This is a genomic window from Rhodococcus sp. 15-2388-1-1a (genome assembly GCF_002259145.1).
Lineage (GTDB): Bacteria > Actinomycetota > Actinomycetes > Mycobacteriales > Mycobacteriaceae > Rhodococcoides.
Genome location: NZ_NPFP01000008.1, coordinates 884,735 through 906,774, shown reverse-complemented (window position 1 = coordinate 906,774; position 22,040 = coordinate 884,735). Strand labels below are relative to the sequence as shown.

Below are 22,040 nucleotides of genomic sequence, written 5' to 3'. Positions count from 1 at the left end.
ATGCTCGAAGAGATTCGGATCGACAGCCTCGGAGTCATTTCCGGTGCCAGCGCACAATTTCACGAGGGGCTGACCGTACTCACCGGCGAAACGGGTGCCGGTAAGACCATGGTGGTCACCAGTCTGCACCTGTTGTCGGGTGCCCGCGCCGACGCAGGCCGGGTTCGGCTCGGCGCGCAGCGTGCCGTGGTCGAGGGGCGATTCAGCACCGACACCGCGTCGGAGCAGGTGATCGACGACGTCGACAAGGTGCTCGAGTCCTCGGGAGGTCAACGGGACGAGGACAATTCGATCATCGCCGTGCGAACCGTCAACTCGGACGGTCGTTCTCGTGCGCACCTCGGTGGGCGCAGTGTCCCCGCATCGGTGCTGTCGAACTTCACCGACTCGTTGCTGACGGTCCACGGTCAGAACGATCAGCTGCGTCTGCTGCGTCCCGATCAGCAACTCGGCGCGCTGGACAGATTCGCGGGGGATGCGGTGGCGTCCCTGGTTTCGAAGTACCGCACCGCGCGCAAGACGTGGCTCGACGCGCGCAACGAGCTGATCGACCGCACCGAACGCAGCCGCGAGTTGGCGCAGGAAGCCGATCGGCTGCAGTTCGGCCTGCAGGAGATCGACTCTCTGGCACCGGAGCCGGGTGAGGATCGCTCCGTGGCCGAGGATGTGCGTCGGCTGGGCGATCTCGATTCGCTGCGTGAGACCGCGGAAGGTGCTTCGGCAGCACTCGTCGGGAGTACCGAGGAGGCGTCGGACACGGCGTCCGCGCTGTATCTGCTGGGCGAGGCTCGCTCTCGCCTCGAACATGCCGAGGACGCAGCACTGACCGAGCTGTTGCCGCGACTGAACGACGCGATGGCGATCGTGGGCGACATCGGGGCAGACCTCACCTCGTACTTGACGGATCTGCCGTCCGATCCGGGTGCCCTCGACACGATCCTGAACCGGCAGGCCGAGTTGAAGTCGTTGACGCGCAAGTACGCCGCCGATGTCGACGGCGTCATCGCCTGGGCGGAAGACGCCCGCGAGCGACTCTCGCACATCGACACCTCGGCCGATGCGCTCGCCGAGTTGAGCGCCAAGGTCGACGCGGCTGCGATCGACGTCGCGGCGGCTGCGTCGAAGCTCAGTGCGGCTCGAGCGAAGGCAGCCGTGAAGCTCTCGAAAGCGGTCAGCGTCGAGCTGGCGGGCTTGGCGATGGGAAAAGCCAAGCTGCAGATCGATGTTCGCGCACTTCCCGCCGGACCGTCCGACACTGCCCCGATCGTCGTCGACGGCACCGAACTGCATGCGGGCAGCAGCGGCGTCGACGAGGTCGAGTTTCGTCTGTCCGCGCACGACGGTGCCCAGGCTCTTCCGATCAGCAAGAGTGCGTCGGGCGGTGAGCTGTCGCGGGTGATGTTGGCGCTCGAAGTGGTGCTGGCGGGCTCGGACAAGGGCGCGACGATGGTCTTCGACGAGGTCGACGCCGGAGTGGGTGGTCGCGCGGCCGTCGAGGTCGGGCGTCGACTCGGCCGGTTGGCACGCACGCACCAGGTCATCGTGGTCACCCACTTGCCGCAGGTTGCAGCATTCGCCGATACACACCTGGTGGTCGACAAGACCGATGCGAAGAAGGGCGCGGCGAACAGTGGGGTTCGGACGTTGTCTTCGTCGGAACGCGTCGTCGAGCTCGCGAGAATGCTCGCGGGTCTGGACGACACGGAGACCGGTCGCGCGCATGCCGAGGAGCTGCTGGCCACCGCAAATGCGGATCGAGCCGCGTTGTAACTTTTGGTGCTGATGTGATCAGTGTGGTAGTTGTTTCGGCGCGCCTCCGTCGTCGGGCGTGTCGATCGGGTCATCATGGTTCCCATGAAGATGCCGGCTCTGCTGTCACGTAGTCAGGATTCGCTGCCCGGAATCACCGGTATCGCGCGAGTCGATCGCAACACGGCCAAGCTCCTCAAACGGGTCGGCCCCGGTGACATCGTCGTGCTCGACGAGCTCGACCTGGACCGCCTGACCGCCGATGCGCTCGTCGAGGCAGGGGTGCTCGCGGTCGTCAACGCGTCCCCCTCGATCTCCGGGCGCTACCCGAACCTGGGCCCCGAGGCCATCGTGGCCAACGGGATCACCTTGATCGACTCGGCCGGCACCGAGATCTTCAAGAAGATCAAGGACGGCACCAAGATTCGCCTCAACGACGGTGGCGTCTACACCGGCGATCGGCGCCTCGCGAAGGGCGACGAGCAGAGCGAAGCCGAGATCTCGGACAAGATGATCGAGGCCAAGACGGGTCTGGTCGACCATCTGGAAGCGTTCTCGGGCAACACGATCGAGTTCATCCGAACCGAGAGCCCGTTGCTCATCGACGGCGTCGGAGTGCCGGACATCGACATCGACCTCAAGGGTCGTCATGTGGTGATCGTGGCCGACGGTCCCGGGCACGCCGAGGATCTGAAGAACCTCAAGCCGTTCATCAAGGAGTACTCGCCCGTCATCATCGGCGTCGGCGCGGGTGCCGACACCGCGATGAAGGCGGGGCATCGCCCTGATCTCATCGTCGGTGATCCCGAGGACGTCACTGCGCAGACGCTCAAATGCGGTGCCGAGGTGGTGCTTCCGGCAGATTCCGACGGACACGCGCAGGGCCTCGAACGCATTCAGGATCTCGGTATCGGTGCCATGACGTTCCCGGCCACCGGTGCTGCTGCCGATCTCGCGCTGCTGTTGGCCGATCATCACGGGGCCTCACTCATCGTGTCGGTCGGTAGCCCGGCCAGCCTGGACGAGTTCTTCGATCGCGGTCGACGCAACACGAACCCGGCCGCATTCATGACACGTCTGAAGGTCGGGGCCAAGCTGGTCGACGCAAAAGCTGTGGCGACGCTGTATCGCAGCCGTGTGTCCGGCGGTGCGATCGCTCTGTTGATTCTGGCGGCGCTCGTCGCCGTCATCGTGGCGTTGGCCGTGTCCAACATCGGCGGTGAATCGTTGGATTGGGCAATCGATCTGTGGAACCGGTTCGCCCTGTGGTTCCAGGGGTTGCTTTCGTGATTTCGCTTCGCCAACATGCCATTTCGCTGGCGGCGGTTTTCGTGGCACTGGCCATCGGCATCGTGCTCGGTTCGGGTCTGCTCTCGAGCGGACTGGTATCGGGCCTTCGAGACGACAAGACCGGTCTCGAAACTCAGGTGGACGATCTGCAGGCGACCAACAATCAGCTCGGTGAGCAGCTCAACTCGGCCGACGGCTTCGACGCTGCGGTATCGGGCCGGGTTCTACGGGACACGTTGGTCGATCGCAGCGTCGTGGTCATCACCACCCCGGATGCCGACCCCGGCGACGTGGACGGAGTCACGCGGTCGATCGGAGCGTCGGGTGCCACCGTCACCGGCCGGGTGTCGCTGACCGATTCGTTCGTCTCCGCTGCGAACGGGGACGATCTCCGGACGCGCCTGACCAACGTCATTCCGGCCGGCGTGCAGTTGCGCACCGGCGCCGTGGACCAGGGCAGCCTCGCCGGAGACCTGCTCGGTTCGGTGCTGCTGCTCAACGCCGAGACCGCTCAGCCGCAGTCGACTCCCGAGGAGCTCTCACTGGCGCTGGAGACGCTGCGTAGCGGCGGGTTCATCGCCTACGACAACGGTGCCGTCGCGCCCGCTCAATTGGCTGTGGTCGTCACCGGTTCCGGTACCTCGGACGTGGAGGACGGCAATCGCGGTGCCATCGTCGCGCGGTTCGCGGGCGCTCTCGACTCGCGTGGTGCTGGCGCGGTACTGGCCGGCCGCTCCGGCGCTGCAGAGGGCAACGGTGCCATCGCTGTGGTGCGCGCCGATTCGGCGCTGTCGTCCGCTCTCAGCACGGTCGACAACGTCGACCGTGAAGCAGGACGGATCACCACTGTTCTCGCCTTGGCGGAGCAGCTGGACGGGGCGTCGGGCCGCTACGGCACCGGAGCCAACGCGAACGCCGTGACCGTCGGAGCGCCGGCGAGCTGATCGTCGTCGGAACGCGCGTGTCGTTGGCGGTGAGGTAGGTACTGGTGTTACCGTGAAGTCCCGTGGGTAGCAGGCCCAATTTCCACGCTTCACCTCTCTTATCAGCCCCCTGATAGGAGCAAGCCCTGCAGACTCGTCACGGGAGCCTCATTGTCACGCCTTCAGTCGCGTTCCGACACCAAGCACATTTTCGTCAGTGGGGGCGTCGCGTCCTCACTCGGAAAAGGCCTGACGGCATCCAGCCTCGGCCAGCTACTGACCGCACGCGGACTGCGCGTGACCATGCAGAAGCTCGATCCTTACCTCAATGTCGATCCCGGCACGATGAATCCGTTCCAGCACGGTGAGGTCTTCGTCACCGAGGACGGCTCCGAGACCGACCTCGACGTCGGACATTACGAACGATTCCTCGACCGTGATCTGTCCGGTTTCGCCAATGTCACCACCGGCCAGGTGTACTCGACGGTCATCGCCAAGGAACGCCGCGGTGAATACCTGGGCGACACCGTTCAGGTCATCCCGCACATCACCGACGAGATCAAGCGTCGCATTCTCGCCATGAACGGCCCGGACCTGCAGGGTCACCAGCCGGACGTCGTGATCACCGAAATCGGCGGCACCGTCGGCGATATCGAGTCGCAGCCGTTCCTCGAAGCAGCGCGTCAGGTGCGCCACGACGTCGGCCGTAACAACGTGTTCTTTCTGCACGTGTCGTTGGTTCCGTTCCTGGCTCCGTCCGGTGAACTCAAGACCAAGCCCACTCAGCACTCCGTCGCAGCACTGCGCAGCATCGGTATCCAGCCCGACGCGTTGATCCTGCGTTGCGATCGCGACGTGCCGCCGGGGCTCAAGAACAAGATCGCGCTCATGTGCGACGTCGACGTCGACGGCTGCATCTCCACGCCCGACGCGCCGTCGATCTACGACATTCCCAAGGTGCTGCACAAGGAAGGCCTGGACGCGTACGTCGTCCGTCAGCTCGGTCTCCCGTTCCGCGATGTGGACTGGACCATCTGGGGTGGACTGCTCGAGCGCGTCCACCAGCCGCGCGAAACCGTGCGCGTCGGCTTGGTCGGCAAGTACGTGGACCTGCCCGACGCGTACCTCTCGGTCACCGAGGCGCTGCGTGCCGGTGGATTCGCCCATCGCGCGAAGGTCGAGATCAAGTGGGTTCCATCCGACGAGTGCTCGACGCCTGCGGGGGCGCAGGCCGCGTTGGGCGATGTCGAAGCCGTGCTCATTCCCGGTGGTTTCGGTATCCGCGGCATCGAGGGCAAGCTCGGGGCCATCGAGTTCGCACGTACCCGCAAGATTCCGTTGCTGGGGTTGTGCCTCGGATTGCAGTGTGTGGTCATCGAGGCGGCTCGTTCGGTCGGTCTGACCGATGCCAATTCCGCCGAGTTCGATCCGGACACCAAGGATCCGGTGATCTCCACGATGGCCGATCAGGAAGACGCCGTCGCCGGTGACGCCGATCTCGGCGGCACGATGCGCCTCGGTGCCTACCCGGCCACTCTGCAGAAGGGCTCGGTTGTCGCGGCGTCGTACGGCACCGAGAACGTCTCGGAGCGTCACCGTCACCGCTACGAGGTCAACAACGACTACCGGGACCGAATTGCCAAGAGCGGCTTGGTGTTCAGCGGTACTTCACCGGACGGTCACCTGGTGGAGTTCGTCGAACTGCCCGCGTCGGTTCACCCGTTCTTCGTCGCCACGCAGGCGCATCCGGAACTCAAGAGCCGGCCGACTCGTCCGCATCCGCTGTTCGCGTCGTTGATCAACGCCGCGCTCAAGTACAAGGCTGCCGAGCGTCTGCCGGTCGACATTCACGGTGACACCGTGGCGGCAGAGGAATCGGACGCGGCCGAGACCGTCGGATGAGCGAGCCCCGGCACGAGTTCACCACCCTCGACTCGTCGGTGCCGTATTCCGGCGCGATCCTTGCGCTTCGGCTCGATCAGGTCGCGATGCCGAACGGTCGTCAGGCCGAGCGTGAGGTGATCGAGCATCACGGCGCGGTCGGAATTCTGGCCGTCGACGATCAGGATCGTGTGGTGATGATCGAGCAGTACCGTCATCCCGTCGGTCGTCGACTGTGGGAGTTGCCTGCCGGTCTGCTGGACGAGCCGGGGGAGCGGCCAGTGCTGGCGGCTCAGCGTGAGCTCGCCGAGGAAACCGGGCTCGCTGCTCGGACGTGGTCGGTTCTGGTCGATGTGCTGGCCTCGCCCGGGTTCACCGACGAGGCCGTGCGGATCTTCCTGGCTCAGGGCCTGACAGAGGTCGATCGGCCCGAGGCTCACGACGAGGAAGCCGACATCGAGCTTTCCTACGTGCCGATGGACGAGGCCGTCCGTCGGGCGCTGTCGGGCGAGATTGTCAACGCATCCGCGGTGGCGGGCGTTCTCGCGTTCGCCGCGGCGCGCGCTGCCGGTACCGAACTACGCGACGCCGACGCCCCGTGGCCCGATCTGCCGACAGCTTTCGAGAAGCGGAAGAGTTCACGAAAGTAGCCACCGTGATCGGCCAGCAGATTCAGACGTACCTCGACCATCTGGTGGTCGAGCGCGGGTCGGCACCGAACACGGTGTCGTCCTACCGTCGCGATCTGGTGCGCTACGAGCGGTTCCTCAGCGGCTACGGCATCACCGATCTGGCGAAGGTCGCCGAGAACGACATCACCGAGTTCGTGCTCTATCTGCGGCGCGGTGACGACGATTTCCCGGCTCTCGCAGCGAGTTCGGCTGCCCGGACGTTGATCGCGGTGCGGGGTCTGCACCGATTCGCGCTCGCGGAGGGCATGGTCGAGCGCAACGTCGCGAGCGAGGTCAAGCCGCCCCAACCGGCGAAGCGACTACCGAAGTCGCTCCCCGTCGACCAGGTGGTGGCGTTGCTCGAATCGGCGTCGGTTGCCGGTCCCGATGCCCCGCGCGGTCTGCGGGATCGGGCCCTGTTGGAACTGCTGTATTCGACCGGGGCTCGTATTTCCGAGGCAGTGGGGCTCGACGTCGACGACATCGACACCGAGGCCCGCTCGGTGCTGCTACGCGGCAAAGGTGGCAAGCATCGCATCGTCCCGGTCGGGCGGCCCGCGATCGAGGCCGTCGACGCCTACCTGGTGCGCGGCCGGCCGGGGCTGGTCTCGCGCTCCGATCCTGCGCTGTTCCTCAACGTCCGGGGCGGCAGGTTGTCTCGGCAGAGTGCGTGGCAGGTGTTGCAGGATTCGGCCGTGCGGGCCGGGATCACCGCGGGGGTCTCACCGCACGTCCTGCGGCATTCGTTCGCTACTCATCTGCTCGACGGCGGTGCCGATGTCCGCGTCGTGCAGGAGCTGTTGGGGCACGCTTCGGTGACGACGACGCAGATCTACACCCTCGTCACCGTCAACACGCTGCGCGAAGTGTGGGCCGGCGCGCATCCGCGGGCGAGATAGCACGAGCCCGGCGGCCGTGTGTCAGCGTGTCCGATGACGTTGCCGGCGCACCAAGCGGTAGCGTTTGCCAGATCTACTCGAAGACGAACGGGACAGGGGAGCGCTGGAACGTGTCGACACCGCAGCCGCCAGCGGCGGAGTCAGCTTTGGAACATCCACATCTCGACGGTGCCCTGTTCCAGACGCGTCAACCGGAATCCAGTCGGGAGACACGCGACATCACTCCTGCTCCGAACGAGCTCGGGCCCACGGGTCGTATGACTCGGCCGGTCCCGGATCCGCAGCCGTTGTCCAGCCACGGCCCGGCCAAGATCATTGCGATGTGCAACCAGAAGGGTGGCGTCGGTAAGACGACGTCGACCATCAATCTCGGTGCCTCGTTGGCCGGCTACGGCCGTCGCGTGCTCCTCGTGGACCTCGACCCGCAGGGCGCACTGTCCGCGGGATTGGGTGTCGCACATCACGAGCTCGATCTGACGGTCTACAACCTCCTCGTCGAAGCTAAGGTCTCTGCCGACGACATCATCATGCGGACTCGCGTCGAGAACCTCGATCTGATGCCCAGCAACATCGACCTCTCGGCCGCCGAAATTCAGTTGGTCACCGAGGTCGGCCGGGAGCAGACACTCGGGCGGGTGCTGCATCCGATTCTCGATCGTTACGATTACGTCCTCATCGATTGCCAGCCGTCCCTCGGTCTGTTGACGGTCAATGCGCTCACGTGTGCCGACGAAGTGTTGATCCCGATGGAGTGCGAGTACTTCAGCCTTCGCGGGCTGGCATTGCTCAACGACACCGTCGAGAAGGTGCGCGATCGTCTCAACCCACGGCTGAAGTTGGCCGGCATCGTGGTGACGATGTTCGACGCCCGCACTCTGCACTCGCGTGAGGTGATGACGCGAGTGGTCGAGGTGTTCGGCGACGTCGTCTACGACACGGTGATCACCAGAACGGTCCGCTTCCCCGAGACCAGTGTCGCCGGCGAGCCGATCACTACCTGGGCTCCGAAATCCGGCGGCGCGCAGGCGTACCGCGCCCTTGCGCGCGAGGTGATCTACCGGTCGGGTCCGTGACCGTCGACGCTGCCGACGAGGCCCCGATCGAGGTTCCCGCCGACGCGGATCCGTCGAAATTTCGGGTGCGGTTGCTCAACTTCGAGGGTCCGTTCGATCTGCTGCTGTCCTTGATCAGTCAGCACCGTATGGACGTCACCGAAGTGGCGTTGCACACCGTCACCGACGATTTCATCTCGTTCACCAAATCACTCGGTGCCGATGTCGGCCTCGATCAGACGACGGAATTCCTCGTCGTTGCCGCCACATTGCTCGATCTCAAGGCGGCACGATTGCTGCCCTCTGGTGATGTGGAGGACGCCGAGGATCTGGCGCTGCTCGAAGTGCGAGATCTACTCTTCGCGCGGTTGCTGCAGTACCGCGCCTACAAGCAGGTCGCTCTGCTGTTCGGTGAGCTGGAAGCTGCTGCGCTGCGGCGTTATCCGCGGTCGGTGTCGGTGGAGGACAGATACGCCGATCTGATTCCCGAGGTGCTGCTCGGCGTCGACCCGGCCACGTTCGCCGACATCGCCGCAGCGGCCTTCAGGCCCAAGCCGATTCCCCAGGTGGGACTCGATCACATCCATCAGCACGCGGTCTCGATTCCCGAGCAGGCGGCATGGTTGCTCGAGAATCTGCAGGGGCGAGGCCTGAACGAGTGGGCGTCGTTCTCGGAGTTGGTGCAGGACTGCGAGGTGCAGGTGGAAATAATCGCTCGATTCCTGGCGTTGCTGGAGCTGTTCCGGCAACAGGTGATCGCGTTCGAGCAGCCCGAGCCGCTCGGCGATCTTCGAGTGAGTTGGACCGGTAAGGACGAAGGACCCATCGTGGTCACGGAAGAGGACTACGCATGAGTGCCGATCCAGAACTCGAGCTCGAGGACGTCGAGGATTCCGAGGAGCTGGACGACACCACTCTCGCGTCGGCTCTGGAAGCTGTGTTGTTGATCGTCGACACTCCCGCGTCGGACGAGCAGCTTGCCTCGGCCGTGGGTGCCTCGGTGGCCCGCGTGCGCGCGGCCTTGACGGCGATGGCCGCCGAACTGACCGAACGAACCAGCGGAATCGACCTTCGCTACGCCGGTGACGGATGGCGTTTCTACACCCGAACCGCCTATGCGCCGTACGTCGAACGGCTGCTTCTGGACGGCGCTCGGTCCAAGCTCACACGCGCGGCATTGGAAACCCTGGCCGTGATCGCATATCGTCAACCGTTGACCCGCGCACGAGTCAGCGCCGTGCGAGGAGTCAACGTCGATGGAGTGATGCGTACGTTGCTCGCCCGTGGACTGATCTCCGAAGCAGGAACCGACCCGGAGACGACCGGCACGATGTACTGCACCACCGAGTTGTTCCTCGAACGGCTCGGGCTCGCATCGCTCGGTGATCTACCCGAACTGGCACCGCTGTTGCCGGGTGTGGACCTGATCGACGAGATCAGTGACAGCATGGACACCGACCCGAGAATGACCCGCTCCACCAAGAACCGCGGATCGAAACCCGATCCGGCAGCCGAGCTCGACTCGGACGACTGATAGGTAAGACAAGTGAACAAGCCCGCTCGCCGTGATGGCACACCGGACCGTAACAAGAGACAAGACCCACGCAGGAAGCCGACCGCAGGTAGGTCGGACACTCCGCGTGACGCGCGCCGCGGAGATCGCACCCGCGACGCAGCGCCCCGCGACGGCGCTCCCCGTACCGGAGCCCCGCGCACCGGAGCTCCCCGCACCGGGGGACCTCGCGCAGGCGCGCCGCGTACCGGAGCTCCTCGCACAGGAGCCCGACCTGCCCCTCGCCGTGGCGTCGAGCAGGACGAATCGACCGATTACACGCCTGTCGAGACCGGCGTCAACGACCGCAGCAACGACGCTGTTCCGCGCAAGAAGCCGTCGCGTCCCAAGCCGCCGAAGCCGCAGAAGAAGCAGGTTCCGTCGACCACGATCAGCAACGCCAAGCCGGCGAAGCATCAGCACACCGATTCCTCACCGCGCAAGCATGTGCCCGCCGGTGAAGGTGTTCGGTTGCAGAAGGTGCTCGCACAGGCCGGCGTCGCATCGCGTCGCGCCGCCGAGGAACTGATCGCCGACGGCCGCGTCGAGGTCGACGGACGCATCGTCACCGAACAGGGCATCCGCATCGATCCCAACATTGCCGTGGTCCGCGTCGACGGCACCCGCGTGGTGGTGAAGGAAGAGTTGGTTCATCTCGCGATGAACAAGCCGCGTGGATGGCAGTGCACCATGTCCGACGATCTGGGACGCCCGTGCGTCGGTGACATCGTCTCCGAGCGGGTCCAGGCGGGGCAGCGACTGTTCCACGTCGGCCGCCTCGACGCCGATACCGAAGGGCTGTTGCTCTTCACCAACGACGGTGATCTTGCTCACCGCCTGATGCACCCGTCGTTCGAGGTTTCGAAGACCTACCTCGCGACGTTGTCGGGCACCATTCCCCGCACGCTCGGCAAGCAGCTGCGTGAGGGCGTCACTCTCGACGACGGACCGGTGAAGGTCGACGGCTTCCAGCTGCTCGACATCTCGGACGGCAAGTCGCTCGTCAAGGTGACCCTGCACGAGGGCCGCAAGCACATCGTGCGTCGGTTGTTCGACAAGGTCGGATTCCCGGTCGGACGCCTCGTGCGTACCGATGTCGGCAACATCGTGCTCGGCGATCAGCGTCCGGGAACACTGCGTGTTCTCGGTCGCGGCGAGATCGGCAAGCTCTACGAATCCGTAGGCCTGTGATGAGTGCGCTCGTCGTGGCGATGGACGGTCCTTCGGGCACCGGTAAGTCGTCGGTGTCGCGCAGACTCGCGTCGGCACTGGAAGCGAGCTACCTCGACACCGGCGCGATGTACCGCGTCGCGACGGTATGGGTTCTCCGTTCGGGCGTCGAGCCCACCGATGCGGATGCGGTTGCGAAAGCTGTTGCTGCGCTTCCCCTCGAGATCGGCAAGGACCCACTGTCCGAGACCGTGTTGCTCGACGGTGAGGACGTCAGCGGCGAAATCCGCGGCGACGCAGTCACCAAGGCCGTCTCGGCCGTGTCCGCAGTGCCTGCGGTGCGCGAGTTGTTGGTGCAGATGCAGCGCGATCTCGCGAGCTCGTCGACGCGAATCGTGGTGGAGGGCCGCGACATCGGCACCGTCGTTCTTCCCGAGGCCGACGTGAAGGTGTTCCTGACTGCCTCACCGGAGGCGCGGGCAGAGCGTCGCAACAAACAGAACATCGAACAGGGTCGCGACGACGACTACGAATCCGTGCTCGCGGACGTGCAACGCCGCGATCATGCAGATTCGACGAGAGCAGTGTCACCGCTTCGTCCCGCCGAGGATTCGGTGATCGTCGATACCAGCGAGCTGGATCTCGACGGCGTGATCGAGCGTTTGCTGCTCGTGGTGAACGACAGAAGTGGAGCAGTGCAGTGAGTGAAGAATTCTTCTCCGGCGCAGCGGAAACCGCGGGCGACGGAATATGGAGTGACGAGGGCGAGTGGGAGTACGTCGACCTCAACGAGGGCGAAGACGGCGAAGATGCCGTTGCCGTACCGACTCTCGCCGTCGTAGGGCGTCCGAACGTCGGTAAGTCGACGCTCGTCAACCGCATCATCGGACGACGCGAAGCCGTCGTCGAGGACGTCCCCGGCGTCACCCGCGACCGGGTGTCGTACGAGGCCAACTGGAGTGGTCGGCGCTTCCTGGTGCAGGACACCGGCGGTTGGGAGCCCGACGCCAAGGGTCTGCAGGCATCCGTTGCGCGCCAAGCCGAGTTGGCCATGCACACCGCCGACGCGATCCTGTTGGTCGTCGACGCGCGAGTCGGCTCGACGACGACGGACGAGGCTGTCGCACGAGTGCTGCGTCGGTCGAAGACTCCGGTTCTGTTGGTGGCCAACAAGGTCGACGACGGCCGCACCGAGTCCGAGGTCGCCGCACTGTGGTCGCTGGGTCTGGGGGAGCCGCTGTCGGTCTCGGCCACTCACGGCCGCGGAACGGGTGATCTGCTGGACCGTGTGCTCGAGGCGTTGCCCGAGACTCCGCGCGAAGGGATCCCCGGTGGGGGACCCAGGCGTGTCGCTCTGGTCGGTAAGCCGAACGTGGGCAAGTCCTCGCTGATCAACAAGCTCTCGGGTGACGAGCGCTCGGTGGTGCACGATGTTGCCGGAACCACCGTCGATCCCGTCGACTCGTTGGTCGAATTGGGCGGCAAGACATGGCGATTCGTCGACACCGCCGGGCTGCGCAAGCGCGTCAGTCATGCCAGTGGTGCCGAGTTCTACGCGTCGCTGCGCACCAAGTCCGCGATCGAGGCCGCCGAGGTCGCGATTCTGCTTCTCGATGCCTCCGAGGTGATCTCGGAGCAGGACATGCGCGTGCTCAGCATGGTCGCCGATGCCGGCCGCGCGTTGGTGCTGGCGTTCAACAAGTGGGATCTGGTGGACGACGATCGTCGTCAGCAGCTAGAGAAGGAGATCGATCGCGATCTCGCTCGGGTGCCGTGGGCGCAGCGAGTGAACATCTCGGCTCAGACGGGCCGTGCGGTCCAGAAGCTCGTGCCCGCTCTGGAGACGGCTCTGGAGTCGTGGGACAAGCGCGTACCCACCGGCAGGTTGAACACGTGGCTCAAGGAGGTCGTGGCGGCCACTCCGCCGCCGATGCGAGGTGGACGTCTGCCGCGCATCATGTTCGCGACGCAGGCCAGCACACGGCCGCCGACGTTCGTGCTGTTCACCACCGGCTTCCTCGAGGCCGGCTACCGCCGATTCATCGAGCGGCGTCTGCGTGAGGAGTTCAACTTCGACGGCAGCCCCGTGCGTGTCTCGGTGCGTATCCGCGAGAAGCGGGAACGGCCGGGCAAGGGCAACAACCGCTGATGTGGCCCGACCCCGCCCCTGAGCAGGCGATTTCCTCTCAGGGGTAGGGCTGGGGTAATCTCAGCAAGCGCCTTTCGAGGCGCGGCGGGCTGTGGCGCAGCTTGGTAGCGCACTTGACTGGGGGTCAAGTGGTCGCAGGTTCAAATCCTGTCAGCCCGACACATTGCAGGTCTAAGACGGTTTCGGAGAAATCCGGGGCCGTCTTTTTCGTCTGTATGCCGCGTGACTGTCACCACCCGGGCTGTGACGGTGAGCGGTGCCGATGTGGCCAGATGCTCTCGTGCGGCAGCGGATGCGCAGTCGACGAATGCGAGCGTGAAGACGGTCACGACTACATCGGTGGAAGTTGCAGGTGGTGCGGGCAACCGTTCGGGGAACTCCGCCTCGTCAGCGGCCCATGACATCGCCGGCAGGCATTTGGACCGTGCGGTCGGTCAGGTCGACCCCCGAGCGGTACGGGTGTCGATACTCTCCAGTCGGGTGCTGGTTCGAGAGGTCACTGCTCTAGGGCATCATGGGCCTATGAGCGATCCCGAATACCTCGCCACTTTGCTTTCTGCGATCGATGCGGAGATCGCGCGAATCTCTGCCGCCGAATCGGGCTCCGACGAACAGGCATCGGCTATCGACGACGCGGCCGATGCCGTCTTCCGGTTGCGGGAGAAGGTCAAGGCCGGCTACTCCGGCAAGAAGGCCTACTACCTCGCGGCGTCGACCGATCCGAAGGGGATCAGGGTCGAGGGTATTTCTGCCCTGCACGGCAAACGTGCCCACGAACTGGTCCGAGACGGTGGATGGATGCACGCGGACTCCAGCACCGTCCTCGACGCGCTCGATGACGATCGAATCAGTCGATATCACGCCATCGCGGGACGTGGGGTCGCGCAGACGTTTCGAGACGCACGTGAATACCTGGCGGCGGCAGTAGCTCTCGCCGACAATTTGTCCGAAATAGCACCACGTCGAGGCAGCTGACGGTAGAAGTCCGGGCCTCACATGCTGAATGCCCCGCTGAAGTCGAGTGGCGCCGCCTCGAGGTGGCGTCCGCGGGGAGTGGCGTCGACGAGTTCGCCGTCGTGGACAACAATCTCGCCGCCTACGATCACGGTGACCGGCTTTCCTCGAAGTCGGTGTCCCTCGTAGGGGGTGTAGTCGGTCGCCATGTGCAGCGTTTCGGTGGTCACCGTCCATTCCAGTTCGGGATCCCAGATCGCGATGTCGGCGTCGGACCCCGGCATCAGTGATCCCTTGCGTGGATAGAGGCCATTGGTGCGTGCTGGATTAGCCGAGGTCAACTCCACGAATCTGCTTGCCGTCAGACCCAATCCGTCTACGTAGTGCGAGTAGATCACCGGAAGGCGCGTCTCGACTCCGGGGAGTCCGTTGGGCATGTGACGCACGTCGTGGCTGTGCACCTGCTTCTGTGCGGTGTCGTAGCAGCAATGGTCGGAACCGATGGTGGTGATGTGCCCGGTGAACAGGTGACGCCCCAGTTCCTCGACCACCTCGGCCGAGCGCAGCGGTGGGCAGCAGACGAAACGTTCGGGTTGTTCACCCGCGTAGGCCGAGTCGTCGAGGATCAGGTGGTGGGCGACCGATTCGGTGAAGGCGACGAGCCCTCGTTTGCGGGCGTCTGCGACCAATTCGACTGCAGCCGGAGTCGACTGGTGCACGAAATAGACCGGCGCATTCTGTGATTCAGCGATCGCGAGAATGGCGGCCACCGAGGCAGTCTCGGCGAGCTCCGGCCGCGTCTGCGACATGTGTGCTGCATCGACTCCGCCCGACACGGCTGCGAGGTTCTGCGCATCGGTGACGATCGCGTCCGACTCGCAATGGATGATGACCATTCCGCCGAGATCGCGAGTGGCCTGCATCGTGTTGAGGATGGTGTGTTCGTTCGCCATCGTCTCACCGGCATAGGTGGTGAACATCTTGACCGTCCGAATGCCGGCGTCCGCCAGAGTCTTCAACTGGTCGGCGGTGGTGGCGGTCCACTCGACGACGCAGGCGTGCAGAGCCGAATCGCACAGTCCGCTCGACGCTTTCGCTCGTTGCACCTCGGCGGCGTCCAACGGCTGTTGACCGGGACGTGGGATAGCGAAGTCGATGATCGTGGTGGTGCCGCCGAACACGGCCGCCGTCGTGCACTCGAGGTACGAGTCGAGAGAGGTGAATTCACCGGAGGTGAACCCGACGTGGCAGTGCGGATCGACTCCACCCGGCATGACCAGTTTCCCGGTTGCGTCGATGACCTCCGCTGCCGCGTCGACCTCGCTCCCTGGGGTGAGCACCGCGACGACTCTGCCGTCGTCGATGAGCAGGTCTGCTGGAGCGGCCCAATGGGATTCGACGACCGTTCCGCCGCGTATGACCTTCATCGTGTGCTCGCGAGGTAGGTCAGCCATCCGCCGCGGTCACTGATGTCGGTGACGCCCGCGGCCGTCAGGTGGCTCTCGCGCATTCGCATCGACAGGGAGCCCGAGCCATCCGCCAACTCGATGACCCCGAGTTCGAGTTCACTCGGCTCTCTGGGAAGGAGCTCGTCGCGCAATACGTCGTACTCGACCTCGTACAGCTCGCCCGGTACCACGAATCCATCGGTTGCGACCGGGTGCAAACCGGGGAATTCGTCACGCACGGAGAAGAATCGGTATTTCGGTGCGGTATCGACTTTCCCCACGAATCGCGCCTTGTGCAACGCGTCGTTCAGAGTGCCGCCGGACATCGCCTGTCCGTTGACGAACATCGTGACCAGTGCCATGCGAAGCCTGCTTTCAGTGGGTAGGGAGGTGGACGAGGCGGTCGGGGGAGAACGCCGAGATATCGAGTTCTGGTTTTCTACCGTGCACCAGCTCGGTGAGGATGTGTCCCCACAACGGGGCGAACGTGAAGGAGTAGGTGCCGCCTGCCACGAAAAGTCCCGGGGTTCCGGCGAGTTCGCCGATGACCGGCATTTCGTCGGGTGTGGTGACCACGGGCCCGGTCCAGGTATCGAGAAGCGCATTGTGGCCCAGCGCAGGCAGAAGCCGTCGGACCTGCTCCAGGTTTCCTGTGGTGCTGTCGGATCTGCTCGGGGCCGTCTCGCTGTCGTGGAACGCACCTGCAGGCCAACCGCCGCCGAGGACGAGGCGTCCCGTTCGATTCTGCTTGATCGACATTCCCTCCCCGACGTGCTGTACCAGCACTTCGAGTGTCCGAGGTGCGGCATCGAGCGAGTGCATCTGCAACGAGGTCGGGACGAGATCGAGCGATACCCCTGCCAGAGCCGCGATCGGAGCCATCCACGGCCCTGCAACGTCTATCACCACGGGTGCAATCCACGTTCCACCGTTGGTAGTTACTGTCCAGACATCACCGTCGCGGGTCAATCCGGTGACCGGTGTCGACGGATGTACAGACGCTCCTTCGGCCGCGGCCTGCTGCAACAGGGCAGGACCGGCGAGGTCGGGTTCGGCGAATCCGTCCCACGGACACCAGGTTGCGGCCTGAATGCTCGGGCCGAGCAACGGTAGCGCCTGCCGAGCCTCGTCGCCGCTCAGTACCTCCGTCGGGATCCCCGCAGCTCGTTCCCATCGGTGCTTCGCGATGAGGGCGTGGACCTGCTCCTCGGTTTCGGCCACCATGAACCCGCCGCACCGGTTCAGCCCGAGACCGGGCACCGTCTCGTCCAGTGTGTTCCACAGCGTGCTCGTCGACTTCTGCAGTGGAAGCAGTTGTTCGACGTCGACGGCTGTGCCCTGCCCAGGCCTGCGCGTGTGAATGGTCTGGATGTGCAGGTTGCCTGCAGTCGTACCGGAGCCGGCGGTGTTGGGTAGGGTGCGATCGAGCACAGCAACGCGGGATCCCGCGCGGGTGAGGGCGAGAGCCGTTGCTGCACCGACGATTCCGGCTCCGATGACAACGACGTCGACCTCAGACCGCATGAACGGCTCCTACGGTCGCGTAGGCATCGTCGATACCCGATTCGACGATGACCGATTGCAGCGCGGCAAGCGTGTCGGCGTCGGTGACCGGCAGTAACGGTTCGCGCACGGTGCCTCCCGGCTGGCCGAGAAGGTTCATCACGGCCTTCAGTTGGGGGATGGGGGAGGCGTACACGCCGCTGTAGTCCGAGGCGATGAGCCGGCCCGAGAACGCGCGATAACGATCGACCCACATGCGTGCGGTCTCGGCGTCACGTGCAGCGACGGCCTCGTAGAACGGCACCGCGAAGGGAGCGCCTACCCCGCCGCCGTCGATGTTGCCGTCCCCGCCCAGTTCGAGCAGCGTGGCAAGGCCGCGTCGATGCAGGAAACTCCCGAATACACGGACGCGATCGGACACGGCCTCGACGGTGTCGAGCATGGCGAGCCAATCACCGGTGCTGTCTTTGATCGCGACGACGTTCTCCAGGTCGGCCAGTCGAGAGAACAGGTCGGGTGAGGTCCCCATGTCGACCGCAACGCCTCGTGGCCAGTTGTAGGCCATGAACGGCAACGATGTTGCGGTGCTGACGCTTCGGTAGTACTGATAGGTCTCTTCCGCCGAGGTGTGTACGTAGGGCGGAGGCGTCGCCAGTATGCCGTCCGCGCCGGCGGAAGCAGCGTGCTTCGCGAGCGCGGAGGACTGCGCAGCTGTGTACGCACTGACACCGATCACAACAGGGAAGCGGCCTGCGACTGCATCGATCGACGCTTCCGCGACGGTCTTTCGTTCGTGGTCGCTCTGGCTGAACCATTCGCCTGTGCTGCCGTTCACGAGTACACCGTGAACACCCGTCTGCGCGTAGAGATTCATCAGGTCGAAAATTGCCTCGGTGTCGACGTCACCCGACTGCGTGAACGGTGTGGGGGCAGCGGGCCAGTAACCGGACCACGCGACATCATCGCGATTCATGGGAGTGCCTTTCGGGCTCGGGACGATCGACGACGCGTCGTACCCGCATTTGTGGGATCGATTGCATAGACTGCCTTCGGGGTGGTCGAGTCGTCAAGCCGGAAACGTACTTGTAACGCAACCACGGTCGAATATGTTTGTCCGAGGCGTGAAGCAAGAGAACGGAGAACCGATGGCGGTCACCTTGATCGACGTTGCGAGCGCTGCTGGGGTTTCGCGCAGCACGGCATCACGCGCATTGAGTGGATCGTCACTGATCTCCGCGGAGACACGGGCAGCGGTCGAGGATGCGGCCCGCGTTCTCGGGTATCGGCCGAACAGGGCTGCGAGCGCGCTGCGCTCGAACAGGTCGCACTTGATCGGTCTGGTCATGAACAACCTGCTCAACGCGACGTTTCACACTGTCGCCGAGGTCGTCCAGAAGAGGGCGGCAGCCAGCGGATTTCAGGTCCTGCTCTGCATCACCGATGCCGATCCGGCGCGCGAGGACGACGTACTGGCCATGCTGGGCGAGCACGGCGTCGACGGAACCATCGTGATCGGCAGCGGTCGAAGTGCGGCGGCGTCGAATGCGCTTCTGGAGCAGGGCCGCGCGGTGGTCAACCTGATCCGTTCGGTAAAGGGGAGTTCGGCGTCGACGGTGCTGGCAGACGACGTCACGGGTGCTCGCGATGCGACAGCGCATCTGATCGAGCTCGGGCACAGTCGTATCGGCTATATCGGTGGAAACGAGGATGCGACGTCCGGACGTGAGCGCTACGAGGGTTATCGACTGGCGCTGGCCGACGCAGGTGTTCCGGTCGACGAGACGATCGTACGGAAAGGTCCGTTCACCACGGAATTCGGTGCCGAAGCGATCAACTCGTTACTGGATGCACCCCAGGCAATGACTGCTCTGTACGCGGCCAACCACGAGGCTGTCTTCGGCATCCTGCCCACGCTCGTCGGCAGAGGTGTGTCGGTACCGGACGAGTTGTCGATGATCTGCCACGAGGACATGCCGTGGCTCGCGATGTGGCAGCCGGCAATCACAGTCGTCGACAACGGCGCGGCCCAATTGGCCAACGTGGCCATGGACTTGTTGTTCCAGCAGATCAAGGACTCACTCGAACCCGACGGGCGTACGTATCGAATCGGTGCTCGTCTGGTGGAGCGAGCGTCGTGTGCCGCACTGTGATCGACGTTCTCGGATCGCAGGAACGGGGAGCGCGATCACGTGCGAACGGTTAACAGTTGATGTACCGCGTGTCGGCAGTGTTAACCGCGTTGACGCCTCCGAATTCGTCTGCGACGCTTGATGCAATCGATCCCAAAGGATCGGCCCTTCTCGAATCACTCCGTCATCATCGCTGCCGCCCCGTCCTCGAACGTGTAGTGCTGCAGTCGATATCGAAAGGCTCGCTCAATGCGCAAGTTAACAGGACTCGCCGCTATCGCTGTTGTGGTGGCCGGCCTCACTGCCTGTAGTTCCTCGGACGATTCCGCAGCCGCGCCGACGGATTGCACACCCACGCTCGGTGCTTCGGACCTCGCCGAAGAAGGCGTACTGACGATGGCCACCAACGCGACTCTTCCGCCGATGCAGTACGTCGATCCGAACGGCGACGTGATCGGCATGCGCGTCGACCTCGGTAAGGAGATCGCCAAGCGCCTGTGTCTGACGCCGAAGTTCGTCAACATCGAGTTCGAGGCACAGATTCCCGGTGTGCAGGCCGGCCGCTGGGACATGATCGACACCGGCATGTTCTACACGCCTGCACGTGCCGAGACCATCGATCTCGTTCCGTACGAGGTGCAGGCAGTCTCGATCTCGGTGCCGTCGGGCAACCCCGAATCGATCTCCAGCGTGGACGACCTGGCGGGCAAGACCATCGGGGTCGAAGCGCCCGGATACGAATTCGACACGCTGACCGCCATGGCCGAGCAATTTGCGGCCGAGGGAAAGCCGGCGCTGACGGTGCAGACGTTCAAAACCAATGCCGATGCCTATCAGGCGCTTTCGGCGGGACAGCTCGACGGCACCTCCATCGTCGAGTCGGTCACGTCGTTCTACCAGGAAGACGGACGCTTCGAGACAGCCGTCGGTGGAATCAACGAGGCACCCCTGGCAATGGGATTCGCCAAGGGCAGCAAATCCTCCGCTGAGGTGGCGCGAGTGCTGTCGGAGATGAGGAGCGATGGATATCTGCCCGAGCTGTTCGAGCAGTACGACGTCACCGGATACGACGGCGACATTGCCGTCAGCACCGGTCCTCTCGACAGCTGATCCGACCAACGCAAGTCGAAAGGCACCCCCATGTGGTCCTGGGACGCATTCTTCTCCATCCTGACGAGCACTCAGCTGCTCGAAGGCGCGTGGGTCACGATCTGGCTCACCGTGGTCAGCATGATCCTCGGACTCGCTCTCGCAGTGGTGGTGGCCTCCGCGCGATCATCCAAGCTCGTGCCCCTGCGGATAGTCGCCGGGTTCTACGTGTGGCTGATGCGCGGCACGCCTCTACTGGTGCAGCTGGTGATCATCTACACCGGACTGCCTCAGGTCGGCATCAAACTGGGTGTGATCGAGGCGGCACTCGTGGGCCTGGTTCTCAACGAAGCCGCATACCTGTCGGAAATAGTCCGTTCCGGATTGCTGTCGGTTCCCACCGGACAGACGGAAGCGGCACGGGCCCTGGGCATGTCACCCACGAAGGTCTTCCGCGTGGTGGTTCTTCCACAGGCGCTGCGGGTGATGATTCCTCCACTCGGCAACAGCTTCAACGGGTTGCTCAAGACCACAACTCTGGTGTCGGTCATTTCCGTACAGGAATTGCTGCGACGCACACAGTTCTTGGTGCAGGTGAATTTCCGAGTGCTGGAAGGGCTCTGCGCGGCAGCGTTGTACTTCCTGGTGCTGACGACTCTGTGGGGGTTGATTCAGAAGATGATCGAAGTACGAGTAGGGCGTGGATACGACCGCAATTACCGCCGTAAGGGCGGCCCGTCGAGTCCGACGATCGACGACAGCGCGATGAAAGCCGAGGCCGTGAACCGATGACGAGTGCGACATCTGCGACCACGAAGACCACGACGATGGTCGAGGTCAGGAATATGACAAAGGCCTACAACGATCTCGTCGTCCTCGACGACATCGATTTCACGGTGGACAAGGGGGAAGTGGTCCTGCTCCTCGGGCCGTCGGGAAGTGGAAAGAGCACCTTGCTACGCACGCTCAACTGTCTCGAAACGATCGAATCCGGGACCGTCCGAGTATGCGGCGAGATGATGGGCTTCTCGGAAGGGGCCAAGCGAACGCCGCTGTCGGAGGCGCAGATCGCCAAGCAGCGGCACCACACAGGAATGGTGTTCCAGAGCTTCAACCTGTTTCCCATGATGACGGCGCTGGACAACGTCGCATCGGGTCCACGTCATGTCCTCGGCACGCAGAAGGACAAGGCGCGCAGGCAAGCTCAGGAACTGCTCGACCTCGTCGGCCTTGCGGACAAGGGGGAGAACTACCCGTCGCAACTGTCCGGTGGACAGCAGCAACGCGTGGCGATCGCCCGAGCGTTGGCGATGAAGCCCGAAGTGATGCTGTTCGACGAGCCCACGTCTGCCCTCGATCCCGAGATGGTCAACGAGGTGCTCGACGTCATGCTTCGGCTGCGCGACGAGGGCATGACGATGGTGGTGGTGAGCCACGAAATGGGCTTCGCGAAAGCGGCCGCAGACAGGGTCGTCTTCATGAGCGACGGGAAGATCGTGGAAGAGGCACCTCCCGGCGAGTTCTTCGACAGTCCCAAAAACGCTCGTACACAACAATTCTTGAGTCGCATTCTCTGACGGT

Annotated in this window: 21 protein-coding genes and 1 tRNA gene; 18 read left to right on the top strand and 4 right to left on the bottom strand. The window is 64.3% G+C overall.

Annotated features, from left to right (window positions below; genetic code table 11):
• The 14 genes from recN (at position 1) to CH302_RS08540 (ending at position 14,311) form a co-directional block, all read left to right on the top strand.
• Entirely contained in the window at positions 1-1,770 is a 1,770-nt protein-coding gene (recN, locus tag CH302_RS08605) for a DNA repair protein RecN (RefSeq protein WP_037189938.1), read from the top strand.
• 84 nt (positions 1,771-1,854) lie between these two features.
• Positions 1,855-3,039 (top strand): putative cytokinetic ring protein SteA, encoded by a 1,185-nt coding sequence (gene steA / locus CH302_RS08600; RefSeq protein WP_037189196.1) that lies wholly within the window; start codon positions 1,855-1,857, stop codon positions 3,037-3,039.
• The gene (locus CH302_RS08595) at positions 3,036-3,983 is read left to right on the top strand and encodes a copper transporter (protein ID WP_037189941.1); all 948 of its coding nucleotides are present in this window, start codon (positions 3,036-3,038) and stop codon (positions 3,981-3,983) included. Before steA ends, CH302_RS08595 begins: the two co-directional genes overlap by 4 nt.
• 150 nt (positions 3,984-4,133) lie before the next feature.
• Complete coding sequence (locus tag CH302_RS08590; protein ID WP_037189197.1) at positions 4,134-5,864, top strand: CTP synthase; 1,731 nt, start codon at positions 4,134-4,136, stop codon at positions 5,862-5,864.
• On the top strand, positions 5,861-6,493 hold the full coding sequence (locus CH302_RS08585; protein WP_037189198.1) for an NUDIX domain-containing protein: 633 nt from the start codon (positions 5,861-5,863) through the stop codon (positions 6,491-6,493). The genes CH302_RS08590 and CH302_RS08585 overlap by 4 nt, the downstream gene beginning before the upstream one ends.
• Positions 6,494-6,498: 5 nt before the next feature.
• Complete coding sequence (gene xerD, locus CH302_RS08580; RefSeq protein ID WP_037189199.1) at positions 6,499-7,413, top strand: site-specific tyrosine recombinase XerD; 915 nt, start codon at positions 6,499-6,501, stop codon at positions 7,411-7,413.
• Between the two features lie 110 nt (positions 7,414-7,523).
• A complete protein-coding gene (locus CH302_RS08575) occupies positions 7,524-8,486 on the top strand; it encodes a ParA family protein (RefSeq protein WP_037189200.1) in 963 nt (320 codons plus the stop codon).
• Positions 8,483-9,319 carry a segregation and condensation protein A gene (locus tag CH302_RS08570; protein WP_037189201.1) on the top strand — a complete coding sequence of 279 codons (837 nt, stop codon included), beginning with the start codon at positions 8,483-8,485 and terminating at the stop codon, positions 9,317-9,319. Before CH302_RS08575 ends, CH302_RS08570 begins: the two co-directional genes overlap by 4 nt.
• Positions 9,316-9,999, top strand: a complete 684-nt coding sequence (gene scpB, locus CH302_RS08565; protein ID WP_037189202.1) for an SMC-Scp complex subunit ScpB — start codon at positions 9,316-9,318, stop codon at positions 9,997-9,999. Before CH302_RS08570 ends, scpB begins: the two co-directional genes overlap by 4 nt.
• Before the next feature lie 12 nt (positions 10,000-10,011).
• Positions 10,012-11,208 (top strand): pseudouridine synthase, encoded by a 1,197-nt coding sequence (locus CH302_RS08560; protein WP_082323570.1) that lies wholly within the window; start codon positions 10,012-10,014, stop codon positions 11,206-11,208.
• A complete protein-coding gene (cmk, locus tag CH302_RS08555) occupies positions 11,208-11,891 on the top strand; it encodes a (d)CMP kinase (RefSeq protein WP_037189203.1) in 684 nt (227 codons plus the stop codon). Before CH302_RS08560 ends, cmk begins: the two co-directional genes overlap by 1 nt.
• Positions 11,888-13,336, top strand: a complete 1,449-nt coding sequence (der, locus tag CH302_RS08550) for a ribosome biogenesis GTPase Der (RefSeq protein ID WP_037189204.1) — start codon at positions 11,888-11,890, stop codon at positions 13,334-13,336. Before cmk ends, der begins: the two co-directional genes overlap by 4 nt.
• Before the next feature lie 85 nt (positions 13,337-13,421).
• Positions 13,422-13,495 (top strand) — tRNA-Pro (locus CH302_RS08545).
• A 363-nt stretch (positions 13,496-13,858) separates the two neighbouring features.
• Positions 13,859-14,311 carry a hypothetical protein gene (locus CH302_RS08540; protein ID WP_052047471.1) on the top strand — a complete coding sequence of 151 codons (453 nt, stop codon included), beginning with the start codon at positions 13,859-13,861 and terminating at the stop codon, positions 14,309-14,311.
• Positions 14,312-14,328: 17 nt separating this feature from the next.
• On the opposite strand, the gene hydA is transcribed toward CH302_RS08540, so the two are convergent.
• The 4 genes from hydA to CH302_RS08520 are packed head-to-tail and all read right to left on the bottom strand — an operon-like array spanning position 14,329 to position 18,214.
• On the bottom strand, positions 14,329-15,717 hold the full coding sequence (gene hydA / locus CH302_RS08535) for a dihydropyrimidinase (protein WP_037189948.1): 1,389 nt from the start codon (positions 15,715-15,717) through the stop codon (positions 14,329-14,331).
• Positions 15,714-16,100 (bottom strand): allophanate hydrolase-related protein, encoded by a 387-nt coding sequence (locus tag CH302_RS08530; RefSeq protein WP_037189205.1) that lies wholly within the window; start codon positions 16,098-16,100, stop codon positions 15,714-15,716. The genes hydA and CH302_RS08530 overlap by 4 nt, the downstream gene beginning before the upstream one ends.
• 13 nt (positions 16,101-16,113) lie before the next feature.
• Entirely contained in the window at positions 16,114-17,262 is a 1,149-nt protein-coding gene (locus tag CH302_RS08525) for an NAD(P)/FAD-dependent oxidoreductase (RefSeq protein WP_037189206.1), read from the bottom strand.
• The gene (locus tag CH302_RS08520; protein WP_037189207.1) at positions 17,252-18,214 is read right to left on the bottom strand and encodes a dihydrodipicolinate synthase family protein; all 963 of its coding nucleotides are present in this window, start codon (positions 18,212-18,214) and stop codon (positions 17,252-17,254) included. Before CH302_RS08520 ends, CH302_RS08525 begins: the two co-directional genes overlap by 11 nt.
• A 172-nt stretch (positions 18,215-18,386) precedes the next feature.
• On the opposite strand from CH302_RS08520, the gene CH302_RS08515 reads away from it, so the two are divergent.
• The 4 genes from CH302_RS08515 (at position 18,387) to CH302_RS08500 (ending at position 22,036) form a co-directional block, all read left to right on the top strand.
• Positions 18,387-19,391 (top strand): LacI family DNA-binding transcriptional regulator, encoded by a 1,005-nt coding sequence (locus CH302_RS08515; protein WP_037189949.1) that lies wholly within the window; start codon positions 18,387-18,389, stop codon positions 19,389-19,391.
• Between the two features lie 228 nt (positions 19,392-19,619).
• Positions 19,620-20,480: an ABC transporter substrate-binding protein gene (locus tag CH302_RS08510; RefSeq protein WP_037189208.1), complete on the top strand. Its 861-nt coding sequence runs from the start codon at positions 19,620-19,622 to the stop codon at positions 20,478-20,480.
• A 30-nt stretch (positions 20,481-20,510) separates the two neighbouring features.
• Complete coding sequence (locus CH302_RS08505; RefSeq protein WP_037189209.1) at positions 20,511-21,251, top strand: amino acid ABC transporter permease; 741 nt, start codon at positions 20,511-20,513, stop codon at positions 21,249-21,251.
• A 53-nt stretch (positions 21,252-21,304) separates the two neighbouring features.
• The gene (locus CH302_RS08500; protein WP_303396302.1) at positions 21,305-22,036 is read left to right on the top strand and encodes an amino acid ABC transporter ATP-binding protein; all 732 of its coding nucleotides are present in this window, start codon (positions 21,305-21,307) and stop codon (positions 22,034-22,036) included.
• The last annotated feature ends 4 nt before the right edge of the window (positions 22,037-22,040 follow it).

Excerpts from the sequence above, each read along its gene's own strand:
- recN (WP_037189938.1), top strand. The coding sequence starts at position 1 with ATGCTCGAAGAGATTCGGATCGACAGCCTCGGAGTCATTTCCGGTGCC.
- steA (WP_037189196.1), top strand. The coding sequence starts at position 1,855 with ATGAAGATGCCGGCTCTGCTGTCACGTAGTCAGGATTCGCTGCCCGGA.
- CH302_RS08585 (WP_037189198.1), top strand. The coding sequence starts at position 5,861 with ATGAGCGAGCCCCGGCACGAGTTCACCACCCTCGACTCGTCGGTGCCG.
- scpB (WP_037189202.1), top strand. The coding sequence starts at position 9,316 with ATGAGTGCCGATCCAGAACTCGAGCTCGAGGACGTCGAGGATTCCGAG.
- cmk (WP_037189203.1), top strand. The coding sequence starts at position 11,208 with ATGAGTGCGCTCGTCGTGGCGATGGACGGTCCTTCGGGCACCGGTAAG.
- CH302_RS08540 (WP_052047471.1), top strand. The coding sequence starts at position 13,859 with ATGAGCGATCCCGAATACCTCGCCACTTTGCTTTCTGCGATCGATGCG.
- hydA (WP_037189948.1), bottom strand. The coding sequence starts at position 15,717 with ATGAAGGTCATACGCGGCGGAACGGTCGTCGAATCCCATTGGGCCGCT.
- CH302_RS08530 (WP_037189205.1), bottom strand. The coding sequence starts at position 16,100 with ATGGCACTGGTCACGATGTTCGTCAACGGACAGGCGATGTCCGGCGGC.
- CH302_RS08525 (WP_037189206.1), bottom strand. The coding sequence starts at position 17,262 with ATGCGGTCTGAGGTCGACGTCGTTGTCATCGGAGCCGGAATCGTCGGT.
- CH302_RS08520 (WP_037189207.1), bottom strand. The coding sequence starts at position 18,214 with ATGAATCGCGATGATGTCGCGTGGTCCGGTTACTGGCCCGCTGCCCCC.
- CH302_RS08515 (WP_037189949.1), top strand. The coding sequence starts at position 18,387 with ATGGCGGTCACCTTGATCGACGTTGCGAGCGCTGCTGGGGTTTCGCGC.
- CH302_RS08510 (WP_037189208.1), top strand. The coding sequence starts at position 19,620 with ATGCGCAAGTTAACAGGACTCGCCGCTATCGCTGTTGTGGTGGCCGGC.
- CH302_RS08505 (WP_037189209.1), top strand. The coding sequence starts at position 20,511 with ATGTGGTCCTGGGACGCATTCTTCTCCATCCTGACGAGCACTCAGCTG.
- CH302_RS08500 (WP_303396302.1), top strand. The coding sequence starts at position 21,305 with ATGACAAAGGCCTACAACGATCTCGTCGTCCTCGACGACATCGATTTC.